The organism is Enterobacter cloacae complex sp. P27C, from assembly GCF_014895705.1.
In the GTDB taxonomy this organism is placed as follows: Bacteria; Pseudomonadota; Gammaproteobacteria; order Enterobacterales; family Enterobacteriaceae; genus Enterobacter; species Enterobacter bugandensis.
Genome location: NZ_JADBQB010000001.1, coordinates 1 through 21,385 on the forward strand (window position 1 = coordinate 1; position 21,385 = coordinate 21,385).

Annotated in this window: 24 protein-coding genes and 1 pseudogene; 13 read left to right on the forward strand and 12 right to left on the reverse strand. The window is 56.4% G+C overall.

Annotated features, from left to right (window positions below; genetic code table 11):
* The coding region (locus tag IM291_RS00005) for an S-type pyocin domain-containing protein (protein WP_192985870.1) at window positions 1-607 on the forward strand (607 nt) is incomplete at its 5' end.
* Entirely contained in the window at window positions 608-859 is a 252-nt protein-coding gene (locus IM291_RS00010) for a bacteriocin immunity protein (protein ID WP_136343032.1), read from the forward strand.
* Between the two features lie 95 nt (window positions 860-954).
* Here IM291_RS00010 and IM291_RS22060 read toward each other — a convergent pair.
* Window positions 955-1,035 (reverse strand): annotated as a pseudogene (locus IM291_RS22060) (hypothetical protein); the annotation flags it as partial.
* A gap of 216 nt (window positions 1,036-1,251) precedes the next feature.
* Between IM291_RS22060 and bssR the strand changes: the two are divergent.
* Together bssR and IM291_RS00020 are read left to right on the forward strand one after the other, a co-directional pair.
* Window positions 1,252-1,635, forward strand: coding sequence for a biofilm formation regulator BssR (bssR, locus tag IM291_RS00015; RefSeq protein ID WP_048960862.1), 384 nt, complete (start codon window positions 1,252-1,254; stop codon window positions 1,633-1,635).
* 108 nt (window positions 1,636-1,743) lie between these two features.
* Window positions 1,744-2,862 (forward strand): PQQ-dependent sugar dehydrogenase, encoded by a 1,119-nt coding sequence (locus tag IM291_RS00020; RefSeq protein WP_028012483.1) that lies wholly within the window; start codon window positions 1,744-1,746, stop codon window positions 2,860-2,862.
* Here IM291_RS00020 and IM291_RS00025 read toward each other — a convergent pair whose 3' ends face one another.
* Window positions 2,863-3,489, reverse strand: coding sequence for a glutathione S-transferase family protein (locus tag IM291_RS00025; RefSeq protein WP_192985871.1), 627 nt, complete (start codon window positions 3,487-3,489; stop codon window positions 2,863-2,865).
* Between the two features lie 240 nt (window positions 3,490-3,729).
* Here IM291_RS00025 and dacC point away from each other — a divergent pair, with 240 nt between their 5' ends.
* Window positions 3,730-4,935 carry a serine-type D-Ala-D-Ala carboxypeptidase gene (gene dacC / locus IM291_RS00030; RefSeq protein ID WP_032644979.1) on the forward strand — a complete coding sequence of 402 codons (1,206 nt, stop codon included), beginning with the start codon at window positions 3,730-3,732 and terminating at the stop codon, window positions 4,933-4,935.
* Between the two features lie 39 nt (window positions 4,936-4,974).
* On the opposite strand, the gene deoR is transcribed toward dacC, so the two are convergent.
* From deoR to IM291_RS00045, 3 genes are all read right to left on the reverse strand, one after another.
* Window positions 4,975-5,733 carry a DNA-binding transcriptional repressor DeoR gene (deoR, locus tag IM291_RS00035; RefSeq protein ID WP_192985872.1) on the reverse strand — a complete coding sequence of 253 codons (759 nt, stop codon included), beginning with the start codon at window positions 5,731-5,733 and terminating at the stop codon, window positions 4,975-4,977.
* 66 nt (window positions 5,734-5,799) lie between these two features.
* Window positions 5,800-6,408, reverse strand: coding sequence for an undecaprenyl-diphosphate phosphatase (gene ybjG / locus IM291_RS00040; protein ID WP_028012487.1), 609 nt, complete (start codon window positions 6,406-6,408; stop codon window positions 5,800-5,802).
* Between the two features lie 7 nt (window positions 6,409-6,415).
* Entirely contained in the window at window positions 6,416-7,144 is a 729-nt protein-coding gene (locus IM291_RS00045) for a phosphatase PAP2 family protein (RefSeq protein WP_192970824.1), read from the reverse strand.
* Between the two features lie 168 nt (window positions 7,145-7,312).
* Here IM291_RS00045 and IM291_RS00050 point away from each other — a divergent pair, with 168 nt between their 5' ends.
* On the forward strand, window positions 7,313-8,545 hold the full coding sequence (locus IM291_RS00050) for an MFS transporter (RefSeq protein WP_047362755.1): 1,233 nt from the start codon (window positions 7,313-7,315) through the stop codon (window positions 8,543-8,545).
* Window positions 8,546-8,612: 67 nt separating this feature from the next.
* Here the strand turns inward: IM291_RS00050 and IM291_RS00055 are convergent, their stop codons facing one another.
* On the reverse strand, window positions 8,613-9,425 hold the full coding sequence (locus IM291_RS00055; RefSeq protein ID WP_192985873.1) for a Cof-type HAD-IIB family hydrolase: 813 nt from the start codon (window positions 9,423-9,425) through the stop codon (window positions 8,613-8,615).
* Window positions 9,415-10,629, reverse strand: a complete 1,215-nt coding sequence (locus tag IM291_RS00060; protein ID WP_192985874.1) for an MFS transporter — start codon at window positions 10,627-10,629, stop codon at window positions 9,415-9,417. The genes IM291_RS00055 and IM291_RS00060 overlap by 11 nt, the downstream gene beginning before the upstream one ends.
* An 80-nt stretch (window positions 10,630-10,709) precedes the next feature.
* Here IM291_RS00060 and IM291_RS00065 point away from each other — a divergent pair, with 80 nt between their 5' ends.
* On the forward strand, window positions 10,710-11,261 hold the full coding sequence (locus tag IM291_RS00065; protein WP_047368174.1) for a TetR/AcrR family transcriptional regulator: 552 nt from the start codon (window positions 10,710-10,712) through the stop codon (window positions 11,259-11,261).
* Window positions 11,262-11,282: 21 nt separating this feature from the next.
* On the opposite strand, the gene arsC is transcribed toward IM291_RS00065, so the two are convergent.
* The 4 genes from arsC to IM291_RS00085 form a co-directional block, all read right to left on the reverse strand.
* The gene (gene arsC / locus IM291_RS00070) at window positions 11,283-11,714 is read right to left on the reverse strand and encodes a glutaredoxin-dependent arsenate reductase (protein WP_048999341.1); all 432 of its coding nucleotides are present in this window, start codon (window positions 11,712-11,714) and stop codon (window positions 11,283-11,285) included.
* Between the two features lie 12 nt (window positions 11,715-11,726).
* Window positions 11,727-13,016 carry an arsenic transporter gene (locus IM291_RS00075; RefSeq protein ID WP_192985875.1) on the reverse strand — a complete coding sequence of 430 codons (1,290 nt, stop codon included), beginning with the start codon at window positions 13,014-13,016 and terminating at the stop codon, window positions 11,727-11,729.
* 40 nt (window positions 13,017-13,056) lie between these two features.
* Complete coding sequence (locus IM291_RS00080) at window positions 13,057-13,377, reverse strand: metalloregulator ArsR/SmtB family transcription factor (RefSeq protein WP_126300401.1); 321 nt, start codon at window positions 13,375-13,377, stop codon at window positions 13,057-13,059.
* Window positions 13,378-13,630: 253 nt separating this feature from the next.
* A complete protein-coding gene (locus IM291_RS00085) occupies window positions 13,631-15,316 on the reverse strand; it encodes an aspartate:alanine antiporter (protein WP_014169303.1) in 1,686 nt (561 codons plus the stop codon).
* Between the two features lie 279 nt (window positions 15,317-15,595).
* On the opposite strand from IM291_RS00085, the gene IM291_RS00090 reads away from it, so the two are divergent.
* The gene (locus IM291_RS00090) at window positions 15,596-15,964 is read left to right on the forward strand and encodes an inner membrane protein YbjM (RefSeq protein WP_080339193.1); all 369 of its coding nucleotides are present in this window, start codon (window positions 15,596-15,598) and stop codon (window positions 15,962-15,964) included.
* 30 nt (window positions 15,965-15,994) lie between these two features.
* On the opposite strand, the gene IM291_RS00095 is transcribed toward IM291_RS00090, so the two are convergent.
* On the reverse strand, window positions 15,995-16,264 hold the full coding sequence (locus tag IM291_RS00095) for a GrxA family glutaredoxin (RefSeq protein ID WP_028012502.1): 270 nt from the start codon (window positions 16,262-16,264) through the stop codon (window positions 15,995-15,997).
* A 185-nt stretch (window positions 16,265-16,449) separates the two neighbouring features.
* Here IM291_RS00095 and nfsA point away from each other — a divergent pair, with 185 nt between their 5' ends.
* The 5 genes from nfsA (at window position 16,450) to potG (ending at window position 21,379) form a co-directional block, all read left to right on the forward strand.
* Window positions 16,450-17,172 carry a nitroreductase NfsA gene (nfsA, locus tag IM291_RS00100; RefSeq protein WP_048960877.1) on the forward strand — a complete coding sequence of 241 codons (723 nt, stop codon included), beginning with the start codon at window positions 16,450-16,452 and terminating at the stop codon, window positions 17,170-17,172.
* Between the two features lie 69 nt (window positions 17,173-17,241).
* On the forward strand, window positions 17,242-18,144 hold the full coding sequence (gene rimK / locus IM291_RS00105) for a 30S ribosomal protein S6--L-glutamate ligase (protein WP_028012504.1): 903 nt from the start codon (window positions 17,242-17,244) through the stop codon (window positions 18,142-18,144).
* A gap of 63 nt (window positions 18,145-18,207) precedes the next feature.
* Window positions 18,208-18,684, forward strand: coding sequence for a YbjN domain-containing protein (locus IM291_RS00110; protein WP_003858385.1), 477 nt, complete (start codon window positions 18,208-18,210; stop codon window positions 18,682-18,684).
* A gap of 350 nt (window positions 18,685-19,034) precedes the next feature.
* The gene (gene potF, locus IM291_RS00115) at window positions 19,035-20,147 is read left to right on the forward strand and encodes a spermidine/putrescine ABC transporter substrate-binding protein PotF (RefSeq protein ID WP_192970830.1); all 1,113 of its coding nucleotides are present in this window, start codon (window positions 19,035-19,037) and stop codon (window positions 20,145-20,147) included.
* Between the two features lie 98 nt (window positions 20,148-20,245).
* Window positions 20,246-21,379 carry a putrescine ABC transporter ATP-binding subunit PotG gene (gene potG / locus IM291_RS00120; protein ID WP_045630953.1) on the forward strand — a complete coding sequence of 378 codons (1,134 nt, stop codon included), beginning with the start codon at window positions 20,246-20,248 and terminating at the stop codon, window positions 21,377-21,379.
* The last annotated feature ends 6 nt before the right edge of the window (window positions 21,380-21,385 follow it).

Here is a 21,385-nt window from a genome sequence, read left to right on the forward strand (position 1 = left end):
CCTTATCTGGACCCCAGATCATTCCGGTGTTAACGCTCCGTCAAACACAGGTAATCAGACACCTCCAAAGCTACCGGGAACCATCCTTGTTAACCCGTTACCGGATGGAACTCAGAGCACCAGCACAACAACCCCGGCACCGGATGAGAAAAATTTCGCGGATTATATTCTGATGCTGCCCGTATCAGACATCCCGCCAATTTATATCTATATTCGCAACAATCCGGGACAAGTCACTGGCAAGGGCAAGAAAGTGACAGGCACATGGTTAACCGATGCGGGTCAGGGGAATGGCTCTCCGATTCCATTTCAGATCGCCGATAAACTGCGTGGGCGTACCTTCTCCAGCTTCGACGGCTTCAGGGAAGCATTCTGGCTAGAAGTAAGCAAAGATCCTGAATTGAGCCAACAATTTAAACGAGGTAACTTAGGTAATATTCGAGCAGGAAAAGCACCCGCCCCGAGAGAATCCGAACAAGTTGGCGGCAAGATCAAATATGATATTCATCATATTAGACCGATCAGCGAAGGCGGCGAAGTGTACGACGTTGACAACATGGGCGTTGTAACACCGAAACGCCACATTGAGATCCATCGAGGTGAGTAATTGAAAAGCATAAGTGACTACACAGAAAACGAGTTCCTGGAGTTCGTCCGTAAACTCTTCAACGTTGCGGACACTTCAGAAAGTGAAGATATAAAAAACATACTGGAATTTAAGCGCCTGACCGAGCACCCTGACGGGTCTGACCTTATCTACTACCCCCGAGATGACCGTGAAGATAGTCCTGAAGGGGTGGTTAAAGAGGTTAAAGAATGGCGTAAAGCCAACGGTAAACCCGGCTTTCGTGAAGAATGAATTTGTGGGAGACAGCATTAAATGTTGATTAAAAGCGCCGGGTTTATATCCCGGAGTTTTTGCGTCTGGGTCAGTAATACCGGGGTTTAGAACAAAGTTAGCAATGAATTATTTTTGACTTTTGGGAAGCCCAGGGAGACGAAGCCGATTTTCGGCTGGTGCGTAACATTGCTCATAGGTTGAAAATTCATCAATTATGGAGTCATCAGGGCGGGATTTTACAGCGTATCGCGGGGGATTTATACACTCTTTGCAAGGCGGATGCGCCAGGCCGAGGTTGTAACATTGTAAATAATGTTAATCAGTTAAGAATAATTGATCTCAGGCATTAAACTGTACAAAAAATGACCTTATTCTGAATGTGCAACATGGCTGACAGAGGAGGAAATAGCATGTCCGTTGACAGACTGAAACGCGATCTGCTTAACAAGCTGATCAACGCCCGAATCGACCTGGCCGCCTATCTGCAGCTCAGGAAGGCAAAGGGCTATATGTCAGTCAGCGAAAGCGAACATCTGCGTGATAATCTGTTTGAACTGTGTAATTTCATGCGTGAAAAAGCACCGACCCTGAAGGCGGAATACGATGAATGCGAGCTGATGGCGCTGCGTCGCGCCGCTGAGGTGCTCTCCATTGCAGGGGTGTGTCTGATGAACGGACGCCACGACTGCCCGACTTTTATCGCGGTTAACGCGGAGAAGCTTGAAAACTGCCTGACAACGCTCTCTCTTTGTATCATGTGTCTTAACAAGCACGAGACGCTTGCACAGCACTGAGTTCGGGGGGAGGCAACTCCCCCCATCTGATTAAGCTTTTGTAAAAGTGGTAACGCGCCCGGAGGTAATGGCTAATCTTTATGCCATATGCCGAAAAAGGAGCGCTTTATGCCTCGATCCTCGTTGATTTTCCTGCCTGCATTTTTTATTCCGTTTTCGCTTCTTGCTGCGCCAGAGGCGGTAAAGGTTGAGGTGCTGCAAAACCGACTCGATCACCCCTGGTCGATGGCGTTCCTGCCGGGCAATGACGGTTTACTGGTCACTCTTAAGGGCGGGCAGCTCAAGCGCTGGCAGGCCGGGAAAGGACTTTCCGATCCCATTGTCGGCGTGCCGAAGGTGTGGGCGAACGGCCAGGGAGGACTGCTGGACGTTGTGCTGGCGCCTGATTTTGAAAAGTCGCGCCGCGTCTGGCTGAGCTACGCCGAAGCCGGGCGTGACGGCAAGGCCGGGACGGCGGTGGGCTATGGTCGCCTGAGCGACGATCTTTCCCGCATCGAGGGATTCCAGGTGGTGTTCCGCCAGATGCCGAAACTCTCTACCGGTAACCATTTTGGTGGGCGACTGGTGTTCGACGGCAAAGGGTATCTCTTTATTGGACTCGGCGAGAACAACCAGCGCCCGACGGCGCAGGATCTGGACAAGCTGCAGGGTAAGGTGGTGCGCCTCACCGAAGACGGTAAAGTGCCGCCGGATAACCCCTTTGTGAACACCTCCGGCGCGCGGCCGGAAATTTGGTCCTACGGCATTCGTAACCCGCAGGGGATGGCGATGAACCCGTGGAGCGACACGCTGTGGCTGAACGAGCACGGCCCGCGCGGCGGGGATGAAATCAACATCCCGGAGAAGGGCAAAAATTACGGCTGGCCGCTGGCAACGCACGGCATTAACTACAGCGGGCTGAAAATCCCGGAAGCCAAAGGCGAGCACGTTGAGGGAGCCGAAAAGCCGCTGTTTGTCTGGAAAGTGTCGCCCGCGGTCAGCGGCATGGCGTTCTATAATAGCGACGTGTTCCCGCAGTGGAAAAACAAGCTGTTTATTGGGGCGCTGAAGGAAAAGGACGTTATCGTGCTGAGCGTGGACGGCAATAAAGTGACGGAGGACGGGCGGATCCTGGGCGACCGGGAGCAGCGTATTCGCGACGTGCGGGTGGGGCCGGATGGCTATCTGTATGTCCTGACTGACGAAACGGACGGGCAGCTGTTAAAAGTCAGCCCGTCCGGTGCGTAATCAGGTGACCGGGATCATCACCACGTTACGGTACGCCGGGCGCTCGCTAAGCTGCTTAAGCCAGCGGTCAAGGTTCGGGCGCGGCGTCCATTTCAGACCGAGGTTGGTCAGGTTCCAGACGAACGGCGCTACGGCAATGTCCCCCACGCCGAACGTATCGCCGGAGAACCAGGCGTGCTTCGCCAGCTCATCGTCCATCATCGCAAACAGGTTTTCGCAGGCATCCTGCGCGGCATGAATGGCGGGGTAGTCGCGCTCGGCTTCAGGAGTTCTCACCAGCCCCATCAGGATCACGCGGTGAACGGGAGAGAGCGTCTGATTTGCCCAGTCCATCCACTTCTCACCCTGCGCGCGCAGCGCCGGGTTTTCGACCCACAGGCGGCCAAGACCGTACTGGGCGGCGAGGTAACGCACAATGGTGTTGGACTCCCAAAGCGTTGCGTCTGTTTCGTCATCACGCAGCAGCGGCACCAGGCCGTTCGGGTTCATCGCCAGATAGTCGGCCTCTTTGTTCACGCCGAACGACATGCCAGCCATGATTTGGTTAAACGGTAAATCCAGTTCCTCCAGCGTCCAGAGCACTTTCTTAACGTTGGTCGAATTATTCCTGCCCCACAGCGTAATCATATTTACTCCTGATGAGTGTGAATCCGGTTCGGCTTTTTGCCATGGTGAGATAAACCTAACAATTACGCAACAGAAGACAAAAAAATCGCCTGAATCAAAGCGTAAATGAATGTTATTGCATAAACTTTAATAACTTTACCCTCGTTGGGTTTCTTTAACCGTTTTAGTGCGCTATTACTCATCGCTTCTTGCGACACGGTGATGTGACGTAATTTTTGAATGGACACTCGGGTGGCATTTATGACGCGAAAAATGACTTCTCTGCGCAGCCTGGCGGCAGGCTCTGCGCTTCTTTTCCTGTTTGCACCAACACTCTACGCGGCTGAACAGGCTGCGCCCGAAGCGCCGCCTGTGGACGCGCGCGCCTGGATACTGATGGACTATTCCAGCGGTAAGGTGCTGGCGGAAGGCAATGCGGATGAGAAACTCGATCCGGCCAGCCTGACCAAAATCATGACCAGCTATGTGGTCGGGCAGGCGTTAAAAGCGGGCAAGATCAAGCTGGACGATATGGTCACCATCGGGAAGGATGCCTGGGCGACCGGCAACCCGGCGCTGCGGGGCTCGTCGGTGATGTTCCTGAAGCCAGGCGATCAGGTCTCCGTCTCCGATCTGAACAAAGGGGTAATCATTCAGTCGGGAAATGATGCCTGTATCGCGCTGGCCGACTACGTTGCCGGCAGTCAGGATTCTTTCATTGGTTTGATGAATGGCTATGCGCAAAAGCTCGGCTTAACCAACACCACCTTCAAAACGGTCCACGGCCTGGATGCGCCGGGACAGTTCAGTACCGCGCGCGACATGGCGCTGCTGGGAAAAGCGCTGATCCACGACGTGCCGGATGAATACGCCATCCACAAAGAGAAAGAGTTTACCTTCAACAAAATTCGCCAGCCGAACCGCAACCGCCTGCTGTGGAGCAGCAACGTTAACGTGGACGGAATGAAGACCGGCACCACGGCTGGCGCGGGCTACAACCTGGTGGCCTCCGCGACGCAGGGCGACATGCGCCTGATCTCGGTGGTGCTGGGCACCAAAACCGACCGCATCCGCTTTAACGAGTCAGAAAAACTGCTGACCTGGGGCTTCCGCTTCTATGAAACCGTGACGCCGATTAAACCGGATGCCACGTTCGTCAGCCAGCGCGTCTGGTTTGGTGACAAGAGCGAGGTGAATCTGGGGGCGGGTGAGGCCGGTTCCGTGACCATTCCACGCGGTCAGCTGAAAAACCTGAAAGCAAGCTATACCCTGACCGAACCGCAGCTCACCGCGCCGCTGAAAAAAGGCCAGGTGGTCGGGACGATTGATTTCCAGCTAAACGGCAAGTCGATTGAACAGCGTCCGCTGATTGTGATGGAAGCGGTGGAAGAGGGCGGCTTCTTCAGCCGGATGTGGGATTTCGTGTTGATGAAATTCCATAGCTGGTTTGGCAGCTGGTTTAGTTAAGTTTTATGCCGGGTGGCGCTGCGCTTACCCGGCATAACCTCAATACATCAACTTCACCTGCTGTGCCTTTGCATGGGCCACAATCTCGTCATCGGGGCGGCAATCGCTGACGATAGCGTCAAACTGCGCCAGCTCACCCATTCTTGCCGAACGCACCTTGCCAAACTTGCTGTGATCGACCACCAGCACATGATACTGCGCGGCATTTAACGCCCAGTGCTTGACCGGCAGCTCCTCCAGATTAAAGCAGGTTGCACCCTGGCGCACGTTCACGCCTGCGGCAGAATAAAACGCGATGTCCGGGCATAAATTGCTAAGCGTGTCCTGCAGGTTAAGCGGCTTAAAGATGGCGTTGCTGGCGTGAAACTCGCCGCCGCAGAGGATCACCCGGCACTCGGATTTCTCCTGAAGCGCCAGAAAGGTGTTCAGGGAGTAGCACACGGCGGTAAAGGGAATGCTGCTGTCGATGGCTTCGATAATCCACGGCGTAGTGGTGCCGCAGTCAAAAAACAGCGTCTGGTGCGGCTGAACCAGCGTGGCCGCAAGGCGCGCGGCTTTGCGCTTCTCTTCAACAAGACGCGTCTTCTGGTCGCTGATCAGATAATGGCTGGCGCTGCGCGGCTCAAGGACGATGTACCCGCCCAGCAGTACCACGGGGGCGCTGTCGCTGTTCAGATCGCGACGAATGGTCATCTCTGAGACGCCGAGGAGGTTGGCGGCTTCCTTCAAATGCAGCTTATCGCTGCGCTTCAGCGCCTGCAGCAGCTGAGCAATGCGGTCATCGCGTCGTGTTTCCATAGTTCCTCGGGATAAAAAAGTGAGCCCCCGCAGGGCGGGGGCTCAGTGTAACCTGTCCGGTTGGGATTAGTCACGTATCCAGCCTTTGCGGATCGGGATAGCAAAAATGGCGCGATAGAGCGAAGAGAGCCCGCGGTAGAGCGCCTCACCGAAGAGATTCCACAGGATAGCCGCGCTCACGCAGCCTATCAGCCCCACCAGGAAACCGCCCACCATATCCAGCGGCCAGTGGACGCCAAGATAGACGCGCGACCAGGCGATAGCCACAGCGACTACCATCAGCACCGCCCCCGACCACAGGCGATGCCAGAACAGGAAAGCCAGCGCGAAGGTGAAGATAACCGTACCGTGATCGCTCGGGAAAGAGTCATCCGGCGCGTGGTGCAGGAAGGTGTAGCCAATGCGATCGACAAAAGGACGATCGTGCGGGAATGCGTGGCCGAGAAGATAGCTGACCAGCACGCTTACCCCGAGCGCCATCGCGACTTTGATCACCAGCTGGCGCTGTGCCTTAACCTGGCTGCGCGGCCCCCACAGCCAGAGAATGGCAGCCAGCGCAGGCACGATGCTGATAAGGTCTTTCGCCAGAAAGGTGGCAAAATCAATCATCCACTCTGGCGAGGCCGGGGTGGCGTTGATCAGATAAAACAGCTGATAATTCAGATTCTCTAGCATAGCGTAATCACTCTTTTGCAAACCGGGTGGAAACCAGCCCGTAGACCGCCACCTGGGAAAACCAGACCCACCACCCGGCCCACAGGTTGTGAGAGAAAAAATGTGCCCCGCGCATCACCTGGCCGAAGCCCATCGCCAGACCCATAACCGCGCCAAGGACCACAAAGCTCCAGGCGAGACGCGGACGCTCGCGCCAGAAGGCAAAAAACAGCCCCATCACCATAAAGCCGCTGGAAGAATGGCCACCCGGGAAGCAGCGGCCCGGGCCGCTGTCTGCCGGAACGGCGCTGAACAGGGGGTAAGACACGGCCTTACCGCCATATTCCACCAGATCCCACGGGCAGCTGTGGTGGCTGATGCTTTTCAGCACGCCAACCACCAGCGCGCCAAGCCCCATCAGCAGCGCGGCTGTGACAAGCCTTGCGTTACGTTTGTAAGCGCCGTAAAGCAGCGCCACGGCGCCTAAGCCAATCGCAATGTATTTCGCCAGACGATGGTTCAGCAGATCCAGCAGGTGGTCTTTCTGCAGCGGGAAAGTCTGTGTCGCCGCGTCATACCAGAAGCCGGTGATCCATCTGTCGAGCGCTTCATCGCGCGATAGCCACGTAAACACCACGGCAAGCGCTACTAGCACCAAAAGCTGATAACCATAAAAGCGGGACGGTAAGCGGTAAAGTTGTTTTGTCTTATTAGTCTGTAAGTTAGACAATTCTGAACGGCTGGAAGTGAGTGCCATAATTAGGGATCATTGACGAGTAATCGCGCTATCATAAATCTGTCAACTTAAGGAAACCTTAAACGAAGACGATATGTGCTTTATTTCTGTTTCTCCTCGATAAATCACTATCTCGGATTACGGCATTTCATTAAACTCGTCGCGATTTTGTCATTATAAAGAGATTGCATGTTAAACCGTTCTTCTTCTGGTTCACGTCTGGGTCGTCAGGCGTTGCTTTTCCCTCTGTGTCTGGTGCTCTACGAATTCTCTACCTATATCGGCAACGATATGATCCAGCCCGGTATGCTGGCCGTTGTGGAGCAGTACAACGCGGGAATCGAGTGGGTGCCGACCTCCATGACCGCCTATCTGGCTGGCGGCATGTTTTTGCAGTGGCTGTTAGGCCCGCTGTCGGATCGTATTGGCCGCCGTCCGGTGATGCTGACGGGCGTGGTGTGGTTTATCGTTACCTGCCTCGCCACGCTGCTGGCGCAAAACATTGAACAATTTACCCTGCTGCGTTTCCTGCAGGGGGTGAGCCTGTGCTTTATCGGTGCCGTGGGGTATGCCGCCATCCAGGAGTCGTTTGAGGAGGCGGTGTGTATCAAAATTACCGCGCTGATGGCGAACGTGGCGCTGATCGCCCCCTTACTCGGGCCGCTGGTGGGAGCCGCGTGGGTGCATGTGGCCCCCTGGGAAGGGATGTTTGTGCTTTTTGCCGTTCTCGCCGCCATCGCCTTCTTTGGCCTGCACCGTGCGATGCCGGAAACGGCTACCCGTCTGGGCGAAAAACTCTCGCTGAAAGAGCTGGGCCGGGATTACAAAGCCGTGTTGCAAAATGGCCGCTTTGTGGCGGGGGCGCTGGCGACCGGATTCGTTAGCCTGCCTCTGCTGGCGTGGATCGCGCAGTCACCGGTGATTATCATCAGCGGTGAAAAGCTCAGCAGCTACGAGTACGGCCTGCTGCAGGTGCCGATCTTTGGCGCGTTAATTATCGGTAACCTGGTGCTGGCCCGTCTGACGTCTCGCCGCACCGTGCGTTCACTGATTATCATGGGCGGCTGGCCGATTGCGGCAGGGCTGATTCTGGCTGCGGTAGCGACCGTCGCGTCATCCCACGCCTACCTGTGGATGACGGCGGGGCTGAGCATTTATGCCTTCGGAATTGGCGTGGCGAACGCTGGCCTGGTGCGCCTGACCCTGTTTGCGAGCGAGATGAGTAAAGGCACGGTGTCCGCGGCGATGGGCATGCTGCAGATGCTGATTTTTACCGTCGGTATCGAGGTGAGCAAGCACGCTTACGCGCTGGGCGGCAACGGGTTGTTCAGCCTGTTTAACCTCGCCAACGGCGCGCTGTGGGTTGGCCTGATGGTGGTGTTCCTGAAGGACAAACGCGTCGGAAACGCCCTGCAACCATAATCTTTTTTCCCTCTCCCCATTGGGGAGAGTGCCTGGGTGAGGGGCGAGGCCGCCATACCGCATGCGGTCAATTAAACGGTGCCTCCCCGTTCAACACCTTCTCAATCACGTTTAAAACGCCTTCCTCGTTATTATGCGGTGCTTCAAAGCGCGCCTCCGCTTTAATATGCGGTTTGGCATTTGCCATCGCAAAGCTGAACCCGGACTGACGCAGCATCTCCACGTCGTTGCCGCTGTCACCAAAGACCACCACGTCGCTGTCCTCGATGCCCCAGCGCGTTTGCAGGATCCGCAGGCCATTGGCTTTATGCACGCCGGGGATAATCAGGTCAATGCTGCCGTGACCGGTGGTGACGGGCACCATAATGTCACTGAGCTTTTCATGCAGCAGCGCCTGAATGCGCGGAATTTCGTCATCGGAAACGTTGAGCCCGAACTTGAAGAAGATGTCGTTCAGGCTGTTGAAATCCTGCACCCTTTCGAGACGGTGATAATATTTTGACGCGATATCAATGAAGGCATCGTCATAGGCCTTAAGCGTGTAGGCGCTGCCTTTCCCGCAGGCGATAATCTCAATGCCGGGGACGTCGTTTAGGACGGTGGCCACGGTGCTGAAATGCGCTTTTGTCAGCTCGCCGTTGAACACATCTTCCCCGGCATCGACCACCCAGCCGCCGTTTTCGGCAACAAAGGCAATTTCATGCGCGATCTCCGGGAAGAAGGAGATCAGCTGGTAATACTGGTTGCCGCTGGCGACCACAAAGCGAATGCCTTGCTCCTTCATGCGCGCATACTGCGCCAGAAAGCGCGGGCGGTTATAGGTCTTGGCATCACTCAGGAATGTGCCATCCATGTCGACGGCGATCAGTTTAACGCTCATATCCCTTCTCCATTGACGTTTGTTCCGTTTCCGGCTTTGCCACCGCGCGCGCCACCAGCGCCGCGATAATCACCAACCCTAACACCACCAGCATGGCGCTGCGCAGCCCGTAGTGCTCACCGAGGAAACCGAGCAGCGGTGGCCCGACCAGGAAGGCGAGGTAGCCCGTGGTCGCCACCACGCTGACGCGGGTCGGGGCATCCGGGCCGGTGTCGCTGGCGGCCGAAATAGTCAGCGGGAAGCCGAGCGACGCGCCCAGACCCCAGAGGATCACCGAGACCCCGGCAATCCAGTCCACGTCCACAAAGACGATCATCGCGATACCCAGGCCGCCGAGCAGGGCGCTGGCGCGCACTACCGCCACGCGGCTGTAGCGGTCGATAAACCAGCCGCCGGTGAAGCGCCCTACGGTCATCCCCAGCGTAAACCCGGCGTAAATCAGCGAGCCGGAGGTCGGACTAAAGCCGTGGCCGTCCACCATCAGCAGCGGCAGCCAGTCGTTGGCGGAGCCTTCCGCGAACGCCATCGCCAGCACCACCACGCCAATCAGCATCAGCTGGAAATCGCGGTAGAAGGGCAGCCCTTTTTCCATCGAATGCTGTTCTTCAGCGGAATTCTTGCCGGTACCGTTCGGGATCGCCCGAATGCCGGTCAGGATCGGAATGATGCATACCAGCGCCGCCAGCAGGATATGCAGATTCGCGCTCATGCCAAAGGCCGTCAGCGCCATCCCGACGCCCGCGCCGGCGAGCGTACCGAGGCTATAAAAGCCGTGCATCATGGGCAGCACGGTTTTGTTCATCTCGCGCTCGACCGCCGCCCCTTCAACGTTAATCGCAACCTCTGCCGAGCCGAAGCTGCCGCCAAATACCGTCAGCCCCAGGGCAAACAGCACCGGCGAAGCAAACCACAGCGCCACGCTTAGCACGATCATCCCAATTACCGCGAAGCACATGGTGGTGCGGATCACCGCCCGCGTGCCAAAGCGCTTCACCAGCCACGCGGAGCAGAGGATGCCGCTCATGGAGCCTATCGACAGGCCGAACAGCACGATGCCCATCTCCGCGGTAGAGACGGACAAAATATCGCGAATGGCGGGCGTACGTGTGGCCCAGGAGGCCATCAGCAGACCGGGAATAAAGAAGAACATAAACAATGCCCACATGCGTAGTCGCAGGGCGTTGCGGGAAGAGGTCAGCGTCATTGGGGTAGCACCAGAAGTACAACAGTAGCGACAACACTAGCAAGTTTGTGTACATTTGTACACAAACAGGTGAGGGATTTATGAGCAGACCACCGAACGATCCGCATCGACGTGAAAAAATTCTCCAGGCGACGCTGGATACCATTGCCGAACACGGGATTCACGCCGTTACGCACCGTAAAATCGCCAGCTGCGCGGGCGTGCCGCTGGGGTCGATGACCTACTATTTCGACGGCATGGAGCCGCTGCTGGAGGAGGCCTTCACGTGGTTTACGCGGCAGATGTCACAGCAGTACCGGGATTTCTTCGCGGGCGTCACCGGGCCGGAGATGGCGTGTGAATCCATCACCACCCTGATCCACAGCTCGCAGGTGACCACGCCGCACAACATGGCGCTGATGTATCAGCTTTACGCCTTTATGCACCGAAGCGCGGCGCTCAAAACGGTGATGCAGGACTGGATGAAAATGAGCCAGACCACGCTGGAGCAGTGGTTCGACCCGGTCACCACCCGCGCGCTGGATGCCTTCATCGAAGGGATGACGCTGCACTATGTGACTGACCGAGAGCCATTAAGCCGGGAGGAAATTCGGGCGATGGTGGGGAGAATTGCGGGCGAGGGGAACCCTTAAGCATCACTCGCCCTGCCTGTTTTACCTGCGTTCGATTTTTTTCCCGCTGGCGTCCACGACGGCTTCGCCATCCTCTTTCGTAAACGCGCCTTTCTGCGCGTCCGGCAGGATGTCGAGGACGACTTCAGACGGGCGGCACAGGCGGGTGCCCAGCGGCGTGACCACAATCGGACGGTTAATCAGGATCGGGTGTTGCAGCATAAACTCGATAAGCTGGTCGTCGCTGAAGATATCTTCAGCAAGGCCGAGTTGTTCATAGGGCTCCACGTTTTTGCGCAGCAGATCCCGCACCGAAATCCCCATATCGGCAATAAGGGTGGTCAGCTTATCGCGCGACGGCGGGGTTTCCAGATAGAGGATAATCTCCGGCTCCGTGCCGCTGTTGCGGATCATCTCCAGCGTATTGCGCGAGGTGCCGCAGGCGGGGTTGTGGTAAATGGTGATGTGGCTCATATCAGTGGCTCATTACAGTGTGAAGGAGAGACGTAGCGCCAGCGCGGCGAGCGTCACAAACAGGACCGGCAGCGTCATGATGATGCCCGTCCGGAAATAGTAGCCCCAGGTAATCGTCATGTTTTTCTGCGCCAGCACGTGGAGCCAGAGCAGGGTGGCGAGGCTGCCGATAGGCGTGATTTTCGGCCCCAGATCGCAGCCAATCACGTTGGCGTAAATCATCGCGTCCTTGAGCAATCCCGTCGCCATGCTGCCCTCAATGGAGAGCGCGCCAATCAGCACCGTGGGCATATTGTTCATTATGGATGACAGGAACGCGGTGATGAACCCGGTTCCCAACGTGGTGGCCCACAGCCCGTGTCCGGACAGACTATTCAGCACGCCAGTGAGATAATCCGTCAGCCCGGCATTGCGCAGGCCATACACCACCAGATACATCCCGAGCGAGAAAATAACAATTTGCCAGGGTGCGCCGCGCAGCACTTTTCCGGTGTTTATTGCATGTCCCCGTTTTGCGACAGCGAATAAAATCAGCGCGCCGACGGTGGCGATGGCGCTGACCGGAATGCCGAGAGGTTCAAGCACAAAGAAGCCAACGAGCAGAAGCAGCAGCACGATCCAGCCCGTTCTGAACGTCGGGAGATCGTGAATGGCCCGCGCGGGCTCCTGAAGTTTCGCCAGGTCATATTCCGGTGGAATTTCCTTGCGGAAGAAAAGATGCAGCATCACCAGCGTTGCGACAATCGCGGCGATATCAACGGGGATCATCACCGAGGCGTATTCACTGAACCCCAGCTTAAAGAAGTCTGCCGACACGATGTTGACCAGGTTGGAGACAATCAGCGGCAGGCTGGCGGTATCGGCGATAAAACCTGCCGCCATCACAAACGCCAGCGTGGCCTGCTTGCTGAACCCCAGCGCCAGCAGCATGGCGATGACGATAGGCGTCAGGATCAGCGCCGCGCCGTCATTGGCAAACAGCGCCGCCACGGCCGCACCCAGCAGCACGATATAAGTAAACAGCAATCGCCCACGACCGTTTCCCCAGCGGGCAACGTGCAGCGCCGCCCACTCGAAAAAGCCGGACTCATCCAGCAGCAGGCTGATGATGATGACGGCGATAAACGTTGCCGTGGCGTTCCAGACGATATTCCAGACCACAGGTATATCGTTAATGTGAATTACCCCGCTGGCCAGCGCCAGCACGGCGCCAATGGTCGCGCTCCAGCCGATACTGAGCCCTTTGGGCTGCCAGATGACCAGTACCAGCGTAAACAGAAAAATTGCCCCTGCCAGAAACATTGCTTACTCCGTTATATCTGATTTCATGAATATGTATTGATTAGCATGAGCCCGGGAGTCGGTTTTTCAGCTTCATGCGCGTCTCTTCCCGCAGGCAGTTCCAGCTGGTGTCGATAACGGCTGCCGCCCACGCGGGCATGTTGGGAGAGAGACGGTAATGGATCCATTTGCCCTCGCGACGATCGATAACCAGCCCGGACTCGCGCAGCAAAGCCATATGGCGGGAGACTTTCGGCTGCGGTTCGTTGGTGGCGGAGCAGAGATCGCAGACACACAATTCTCCCGTTTCGCGAAGCAGCATGACGATGGCGAGTCGCGTTTCGTCGGAGAGGATTTTGAAGAGCTGGAGCGGGTGGATCATGGGTGTTCCTGAGGGTAGATTAAATCATATTCGTTTAATCATATATGTTTTGGTGGGAAGAGAGAAGGTCAAATTACAGAAAGGGGAATTTCAGGCAACAAAAAACCCATCAACCTTGAACCAAAACGGCGGGGTTGATGGGCTCCACAAATTGGGGACATCAAAGAAAAGCAGTGGCACTAGTTATGACTGCCCCCTGCTAAAAAAGTTCTGCGCGTTACAAAAATTTTTTCATTACGCGCAAACTTAGGAGTTATCCGAGTCCCGGCCAGATGATGATAATCAGCGTACCCGCCAGCGTCAGCAGTACGTTCGCGATAGCATAGGTGCCTGCATACCCCAGCGCCGGGATGTTGCTGCGCGCGGTATCGCTGATGATTTCCATCGCCGGGGCACAGGTACGCGCCCCCATCATTGCCCCGAACAGCAGGGCGCGGTTCATACGCAGCACGTAGGCGCCGAACAGGAAGCAGATCACCACCGGCACCAGGCTGACGATAAGGCCGGACACCAGCATCTGCCAGCCGACGGCGCCCAGACTGTGGCCGATGCCGCTTCCGGCGCTCAGGCCAACGCCCGCCATAAACACCATCAGACCGAACTCTTTCACCATGTTCAGCGCGCCCTGCGGAATGTAGCCGAAGGTCGGGTGGTTCGCTCGCAGGAAGCCCAGCATGATCCCGGCGAACAGCAGACCGGCGGCGTTACCGATGCCGAAGCTAAAGTTGCTGAACTGGAAGGTGATCATCCCGATCATCAGGCCAACAATGAAGAAGGCGCAGAAGGCCAGCAGGTCGGTGACCTGGCTGTGAATGGAGATAAAGCCGATGCGGTCGGCAACGGTTTTTACGCGTCGCGCGTCGCCGCTGACCTGCAGCACGTCGCCTTTGTTGAGCACGACGTTATCGTCGATGGGCATCTCAATCTGGCTGCGGATCACGCGGTTGAGGAAGCAGCCGTGGTCGGTCAGCTTCAGCTGCGCCAGACGGCGGCCCACGGCGTTGTGGTTTTTCACCACGATCTCTTCGGTGACGATACGCATGTCGAGCAGGTCGCGGTCGAACACCTCTTTGCCGTTACGGAAGCTCGGGTCGAGACGGGCGTGCGCGTCCGGGTAACCCACCAGTGCGATGTCGTCGCCCATCTGCAGCACCGCGTCGCCGTCCGGGTTCGCCAGAATACCGTTGCGGCGGATACGTTCGATGTAGCAGCCCGTCTGGCGGTAAATCCCCAGTTCGCGAAGATTTTTGCCGTCTGCCCATGCCACCAGCTCCGGTCCGACGCGGTAGGCGCGGATAACCGGGAGATAGACTTTACGTTTGGAGTCGGTATCCAGACCGCGCTCGCGGGCGATTTGCTGGGCGCTGGTCTGCAGATCCTGGTGCTGCAGTTTTGGCAGGTAGCGCGCGCCAACGATCAGGCTCACCAGACCAATCAGATAGGTCAGGGCGTAGCCCAGGCTCAGATGGTCGAGGGCGGTAGAGAGCTGCGCGCCCGCCATGCCGGAATGGCGCAGGGTATCACCGGCGCCCACGAGCACGGGGGTTGACGTCATAGAGCCGGCCAGCATACCGGCCGTAAGCCCGATATCCCAGCCAAACAGTTTGCCCAGTCCTAACGCGATCAGCAGCGCGCTGCCGACCATCACCAGCGCCAGCATCAGATAATTTTTGCCGTCGCGGAAGAAAATTGAAAAAAAGTTAGGTCCCGCTTCTACGCCAACGCAAAAAATAAACAGCATAAAACCTAAGTTCAGCGCGTCCGTGTTAATGCTGAAGTGCTGCTGGCCTAATAATAAGGAGACGACTAAAACGCCAATGGAATTACCGAGTTGAACCGAACCCAAGCGCAATTTACCCAGGCAAAGACCCAGCGCCAGTACCACAAATAATAACAGGATGTAATTCCCATTTAACAAGTCTGCGACGTTTATATTCACGGAGGCTAACTTCTTGTTTACCAGTAAGTTGTTGAATGAAAGGACTTTTTGGGCTACTGTTTTCTGGATCAGGGAAAAGCGCTAACGCTCCCTGTTTCCTGCTTTATTCCCTAAAACATTAGCTGGCGTGTAGTTTAATCGCATTAGCTACTGACAGCTACTGATTATCGCATCACCCTGTGCGTACTTTGGCATGGATTGCCGCACTGCTTTATCTGACTGGGCGTCTACCCGACGAATGTGTATTTGATAGAGATAAGTCAGGAGGATAGTTTGAATATGAAACGAAACTGGGCGGGGGTGATCAGCTGTTTTTTGCTGTTCACGGTCGTGTGCATGTCGCTCGCATTTAATGTAAAGGGCGCGTTCAGGGCGTCCGGGCATCCTGAGCTGGGGTTGCTCTTCTTCACGTTGCCGGGGGCTGCCGCCAGTTTTCTCTCCCGTCAAGGGGAGGTGGTGAAGCCGCTGCTGGGCGCCATGCTCGCTGCACCGCTGTGTCTGCTGATGATGCGCCTGATGTATATTTCAACGCGGAGTTTCTGGCAGGAGCTGGCGTGGTTGCTGAGCGGCGTATTCTGGTGCGCGCTTGGCGCGCTGTGCTACCTGTTTGTACGCAGCCTGGTTCAGCACCGACGGCACCGCAAATAAAAACGCCCTCAGGGTGAGGGCGTCTCTTCATTACTGCTCGGCAAACAGGCCCAGATGCTCTTTAGCGTAGGCCTCAAAGTCGGTGCAACCGCCGATGTGTTTCTGATCGAGGAAGATCTGCGGCACGGTTTCAACCGGCTTACCGACGGTTTTTTCCAGGTCGGCTTTGGTGATGCCTTCCGCGTGGATGTCCACATAGCGGAAGTTGAAGTCATCGCGCTCTTCGGTCAGTTTCTCAGCCAGCTCTTTCGCGCGCACACAGTAAGGGCACCCTGGACGACCAAAAATTACTGCAAACATTTCTCTCTCCTCAAAAAACAAGCCTGACGGCGAATGACACGTATAGTGCCCCATAACCCGCCGTCATTAAAGAAGGTTTCGCCTGTCGTTATAATATCTATGAGCTATGTTTCGCCAATTACACCGCGCACATCATTGCCTATACTGGCTGCCATACGTATTAAGCAAGACTAAAGAGAGACAAGATGACGCCAACCATAGACCTGCTCCAGTCCCACCGCTCCATTCGCCACTTTACCGATGAGCCGATTACCGAGGCGCAGCGTAATGCGATTATCGACAGCGCAAGAGCCACCTCCAGCTCCAGCTTTTTGCAGTGCAGTTCGATTATCCGCATTACCGATAAAGCCATGCGTGAACAGCTGGTGACGCTCACCGGCGGGCAGAAGCATGTGGCTCAGGCAGCCGAGTTCTGGGTGTTCTGCGCCGACTTTAACCGCCACCTGCAGATCTGCCCTGAGGCGGAACTTGGGCTGGCCGAACAGCTGCTGCTGGGCGTGGTGGATACCGCGCTGATGGCGCAAAACGCCTTTACGGCCGCGGAGTCGCTGGGGTTAGGCGGTGTCTATATCGGCGGCCTGCGTAACAACATTCAAAGCGTGACCGACCTGCTGAAGCTGCCAAAACACGTGCTGCCGCTGTTTGGCCTGTGCCTCGGCTGGCCGGCGGACAACCCGGATCTCAAGCCGCGCATTCCTGCCGCGATGCTGGTGCATGAAAACCATTACCAGCCGGTCGATCAGGATGTCCTGAATCACTACGACGAAGAGCTGGCGAACTACTACATGACGCGCGGCAGCAATAACCGTCGCGACACCTGGACGGACCATATTCGCCGCACCATCATCAAAGAAAACCGCCCGTTTATTCTTGAGTATCTGCACAAGCAGGGCTGGGCAACGCGATAGTCCATTCCTCCTGTGCCTGCCTGCGTATATGATATGCAGGCTTTTTCCATGTCTTCAGAGAGGTGCAGGGTGAAAATTGCCATATTGTCCCGGGACGGAACGCTCTATTCATGTAAGCGCCTGCGAGAAGCGGCGGCGAAACGCGGGCATCAGGTTGAGATCCTCGACCCGATGTCCTGCTATATGAACATCGACCCCGCCGCCTCGTCGATTCACTACAAAGGCCGCAAGCTGCCGCACTTCGATGCGGTGATCCCCCGCATCGGCTCCCAGATTACCTACTACGGCACCGCCGCGCTGCGCCAGTTCGAGATGCTGGGCAGCTATCCGCTCAACGAATCCGTCGCCATTTCCCGCGCCCGCGATAAGCTGCGCTCCCTGCAGCTCCTCGCCCGACAGGGGATCGATCTCCCCGTCACGGGCATTGCCCATTCACCGGACGACACCAGCGATCTGATCGATATGGTGGGCGGCGCGCCGCTGGTGATCAAGCTGGTGGAAGGCACGCAGGGTATTGGCGTGGTGTTAGCGGAAACGCGTCAGGCGGCGGAGAGCGTGATCGACGCCTTTCGCGGGCTGAATGCGCACATTCTGGTGCAGGAGTACATTGAAGAGGCGAAAGGGCGCGACATTCGCTGTTTCGTGGTGGGGAACGAGGTCGTGGCGGCCATCGAGCGCCAGGCCAAAGAGGGCGACTTCCGCTCTAACCTTCACCGCGGCGGCGTTGCGCGGGTAGCCGATATTAGCGAACGCGAACGGGAAATAGCCGTGAAAGCGGCGCAAACCCTGGGGCTGGACGTAGCGGGCGTGGACCTTCTGCGCGCGACGCGCGGGCCGCTGGTGATGGAGGTGAACGCCTCCCCGGGGCTGGAAGGTGTGGAAAAAACCACAGGGGTCGATATTGCAGGTAAAATGATCTCATGGATCGAGCGTCATGCCACGCCGGGTTACTGTCTGAAAACGGGCGGTTAAATGGATTACCGGGCGCTTTTTGAGTACCCTATGCGAAGTTTTTACTAAAGAGGCTGCACAGCGATGGATTTACAGGTCGTACCTACACTGGATACGTTACGTCAATGGCTTGATGATGCCGGGATCACCTTCTTCGAATGTGATTCCTGCCAGGCGCTGCATCTGCCTCATATGCAGAATTTCGACGGCATTTTCGATGCCAAAATCGATCTGATTAACGACGTGATCCTTTTTTCCGCGCTGGCCGAAGTGAAGCCTTCTGCGCTGCTGGCGCTGGCCTCCGATCTCTCGGCTATCAACGCCAGTTCTTTGACGGTGAAAGCATTTCTCGATATACAGGACGATAATCTGCCAAAACTGGTCGTTTGCCAGTCTTTATTCTCCGGGGCAGGGCTGTCGTTCAAGCAGTTCGCCTGGTTTATGCGCCTGAGCGAAGAGCAAATTTCCATGGTTATGATGGAAGCCAATGCACATCATCTGCTGTATAGCGCGGAAGACGATGCTGAGAATAATGATGCATCTCCCAATTTTCTTCACTAAGCCTGTCTGACTTTTGCGCAGTCGCTGCCATAGCGGCTGCAGAAGGCCATTTTTTCTGCTGCCTTTAACCTTTCTTTAAAGAATTTTTCACCTCCCTCAAGGCCATTTCGGCTTATCACGTAGACTTAACCTGCATAAAAAATTGATAAAAGGCGTTTTTTCGTCTGGGCTATAGCCGGAGACACGGGCTACAGTTATTCTTGCGATGCTTAAAAAAGCGAGCGGATCCTGCCGGGTAAAGAGGTTTCTTTTTATTTTGAGCAGAGCGACAAACTATGCATGATTTTTGCATATATCCAGATTGCACAGTTTAGTTCGTTTGTTAACGAGCTTTCAGAAGGAATAACACTATGATCGCCTTGAATAAAAAATGGTTATCGGGTCTGGTTGCGGGTGCTCTGATGGCCGTCTCTGCCGGCACGCTCGCTGCGGAACAAAAAACGCTGCACGTATACAACTGGTCTGACTATATTGCGCCGGACACGGTCGCGAATTTTGAAAAAGAGACCGGCATTAAAGTGGTCTATGACGTTTTCGATTCCAACGAAGTGTTGGAAGGAAAGCTGATGGCGGGCAGCACCGGGTTTGACCTCGTGGTACCTTCCGCAAGCTTCCTGGAGCGCCAGCTGACGGCAGGCGTCTTCCAGCCGCTGGATAAGAGCAAATTACCGAACTGGAAAAATCTCGATCCGGAAGTGCTGAAGCTGGTGGCTAAGCACGATCCAGACAACAAATACGCGATGCCGTATCTCTGGGCGACCACCGGCATCGGTTTTAACGTCGATAAAGTGAAGGCGGCGCTGGGCCCGGACGTGAAGCTGGACAGCTGGGACGTGGTGCTGAAGCCGGAAAACCTTGAGAAGCTGAAAAGCTGCGGCGTCTCCTTCCTCGATGCGCCGGAAGAGATTTTCGCCACCGTACTGAACTACCTGGGCAAAGACCCGAACAGCAATAAAGCCGATGATTACACCGGCCCGGCGACCGATCTGCTGCTGAAGCTGCGTCCAAACATTCGCTACTTCCACTCGTCACAGTACATCAACGACCTGGCGAACGGCGACATCTGCGTGGCGATCGGCTGGGCAGGGGACGTGTGGCAGGCGGCGAACCGCGCGAAAGAGGCGAAAAACGGCGTGAATGTGTCCTACTTTATTCCGAAAGAGGGGGCGCTGGCCTTCTTTGACGTCTTCGCCATGCCGGCTGATGCGAAAAACAAAGAGGAAGCCTACCAGTTCCTGAATTACCTGATGCGTCCTGAGGTGATCGCCCACATCAGCGACCACGTTTACTACGCCAACGGTAACAAGGCCTCCGTGCCGCTGGTGAGCGAAGAAATCCGCAATAACCCGGCTATCTATCCGCCAGCGGATGTGTTCGCCAAGCTCTTCACCCTGAAAGTTCAGGATCCAAAAATTGACCGCGTGCGTACCCGCGCGTGGACCAAGGTGAAAAGCGGTAAATAACCCTTTGTCACAGGCCGGGCGAGCGAAGCGCCCCCGGCAACAGGCGCACCGTTCTGGTGCGCCTGCACCATGATTTGATCTCTACCGGAGAACACCCCGTGAATGACGCGATCCCCCGCCCGCAGGCGAAAGTCCGTAAAGCGCTGACCCCGCTTCTTGAAATTCGTAACCTCACCAAATCTTTCGATGGCCAGCATGCCGTGGACGACGTCAGCCTGACTATCTATAAAGGCGAAATATTCGCGCTACTGGGCGCATCGGGCTGCGGTAAATCGACCCTGCTGCGTATGCTGGCCGGTTTTGAACAGCCTACCGCCGGGCAAATCATGCTCGATGGTGTGGATCTCTCCAGCGTGCCGCCGTATCAGCGCCCGATTAACATGATGTTCCAGTCCTACGCGCTGTTTCCGCACATGACGGTGGAGCAAAACATCGCCTTTGGCCTGAAGCAGGACAAGCTGCCGAAAGCCGAAATCACCGCGCGCGTGGCCGAAATGCTGAGCCTGGTGCATATGCAGGAGTTCGCGAAGCGTAAGCCGCACCAGCTTTCCGGCGGTCAGCGTCAGCGCGTGGCGCTGGCGAGAAGCCTGGCGAAACGCCCGAAACTGCTGCTGCTCGACGAGCCGATGGGCGCTCTGGACAAAAAGCTGCGCGACCGTATGCAGCTCGAAGTAGTCGATATCCTCGAACGCGTGGGGGTGACCTGCGTGATGGTCACCCATGACCAGGAAGAGGCCATGACCATGGCCGGGCGTATCGCGATCATGAACCGCGGGAAGTTCGTGCAGATTGGCGAGCCGGAAGAGATTTACGAGCATCCGACCACCCGCTACAGCGCGGAGTTCATCGGCTCGGTCAACGTTTTTGAAGGGCTGCTGAAGGATCGTCAGGAGGATGGTCTGGTCATCGAATCACCGGGGCTGCAGCATCCGCTTAAGGTCGATCCTGACAGCTCGGTGGTGGATAACGTGCCGGTCTACGTGGCGCTGCGCCCGGAGAAGATCATGCTCTGTGACGATCCGCCTGCCGATGGCTATAACTTTGCCGTCGGGGAAGTGGTGCACATTGCCTATCTGGGCGATCTCTCCATTTACCACGTGCGTCTGAAAAGCGGACAGATGCTCAGCGCGCAGCTACAGAACGAACATCGCTACCGCAAGGGGCAGCCGACCTGGGGCGACGAAGTGCGCCTGTGCTGGGACGCGGACAGCTGCGTCGTGCTGACGGTATAAGGAGCG

What these genes read in the sequence shown, in the direction of transcription:
- IM291_RS00095 (WP_028012502.1), bottom strand. Translation starts at nt 16,264, where the DNA reads ATGTTTGCAGTAATTTTTGGTCGTCCAGGGTGCCCTTACTGTGTGCGC.
- bssR (WP_048960862.1), top strand. Translation starts at nt 1,252, where the DNA reads ATGTCCGTTGACAGACTGAAACGCGATCTGCTTAACAAGCTGATCAAC.
- IM291_RS00075 (WP_192985875.1), bottom strand. Translation starts at nt 13,016, where the DNA reads ATGTTTCTGGCAGGGGCAATTTTTCTGTTTACGCTGGTACTGGTCATC.
- IM291_RS00060 (WP_192985874.1), bottom strand. Translation starts at nt 10,629, where the DNA reads ATGACGCTGACCTCTTCCCGCAACGCCCTGCGACTACGCATGTGGGCA.
- potF (WP_192970830.1), top strand. Translation starts at nt 19,035, where the DNA reads ATGATCGCCTTGAATAAAAAATGGTTATCGGGTCTGGTTGCGGGTGCT.
- IM291_RS00090 (WP_080339193.1), top strand. Translation starts at nt 15,596, where the DNA reads ATGAAACGAAACTGGGCGGGGGTGATCAGCTGTTTTTTGCTGTTCACG.
- IM291_RS00045 (WP_192970824.1), bottom strand. Translation starts at nt 7,144, where the DNA reads ATGGCACTCACTTCCAGCCGTTCAGAATTGTCTAACTTACAGACTAAT.
- nfsA (WP_048960877.1), top strand. Translation starts at nt 16,450, where the DNA reads ATGACGCCAACCATAGACCTGCTCCAGTCCCACCGCTCCATTCGCCAC.
- IM291_RS00080 (WP_126300401.1), bottom strand. Translation starts at nt 13,377, where the DNA reads ATGATCCACCCGCTCCAGCTCTTCAAAATCCTCTCCGACGAAACGCGA.
- IM291_RS00065 (WP_047368174.1), top strand. Translation starts at nt 10,710, where the DNA reads ATGAGCAGACCACCGAACGATCCGCATCGACGTGAAAAAATTCTCCAG.
- IM291_RS00025 (WP_192985871.1), bottom strand. Translation starts at nt 3,489, where the DNA reads ATGATTACGCTGTGGGGCAGGAATAATTCGACCAACGTTAAGAAAGTG.
- arsC (WP_048999341.1), bottom strand. Translation starts at nt 11,714, where the DNA reads ATGAGCCACATCACCATTTACCACAACCCCGCCTGCGGCACCTCGCGC.
- deoR (WP_192985872.1), bottom strand. Translation starts at nt 5,733, where the DNA reads ATGGAAACACGACGCGATGACCGCATTGCTCAGCTGCTGCAGGCGCTG.
- dacC (WP_032644979.1), top strand. Translation starts at nt 3,730, where the DNA reads ATGACGCGAAAAATGACTTCTCTGCGCAGCCTGGCGGCAGGCTCTGCG.
- IM291_RS00110 (WP_003858385.1), top strand. Translation starts at nt 18,208, where the DNA reads ATGGATTTACAGGTCGTACCTACACTGGATACGTTACGTCAATGGCTT.
- IM291_RS00020 (WP_028012483.1), top strand. Translation starts at nt 1,744, where the DNA reads ATGCCTCGATCCTCGTTGATTTTCCTGCCTGCATTTTTTATTCCGTTT.
- ybjG (WP_028012487.1), bottom strand. Translation starts at nt 6,408, where the DNA reads ATGCTAGAGAATCTGAATTATCAGCTGTTTTATCTGATCAACGCCACC.
- IM291_RS00055 (WP_192985873.1), bottom strand. Translation starts at nt 9,425, where the DNA reads ATGAGCGTTAAACTGATCGCCGTCGACATGGATGGCACATTCCTGAGT.
- IM291_RS00050 (WP_047362755.1), top strand. Translation starts at nt 7,313, where the DNA reads ATGTTAAACCGTTCTTCTTCTGGTTCACGTCTGGGTCGTCAGGCGTTG.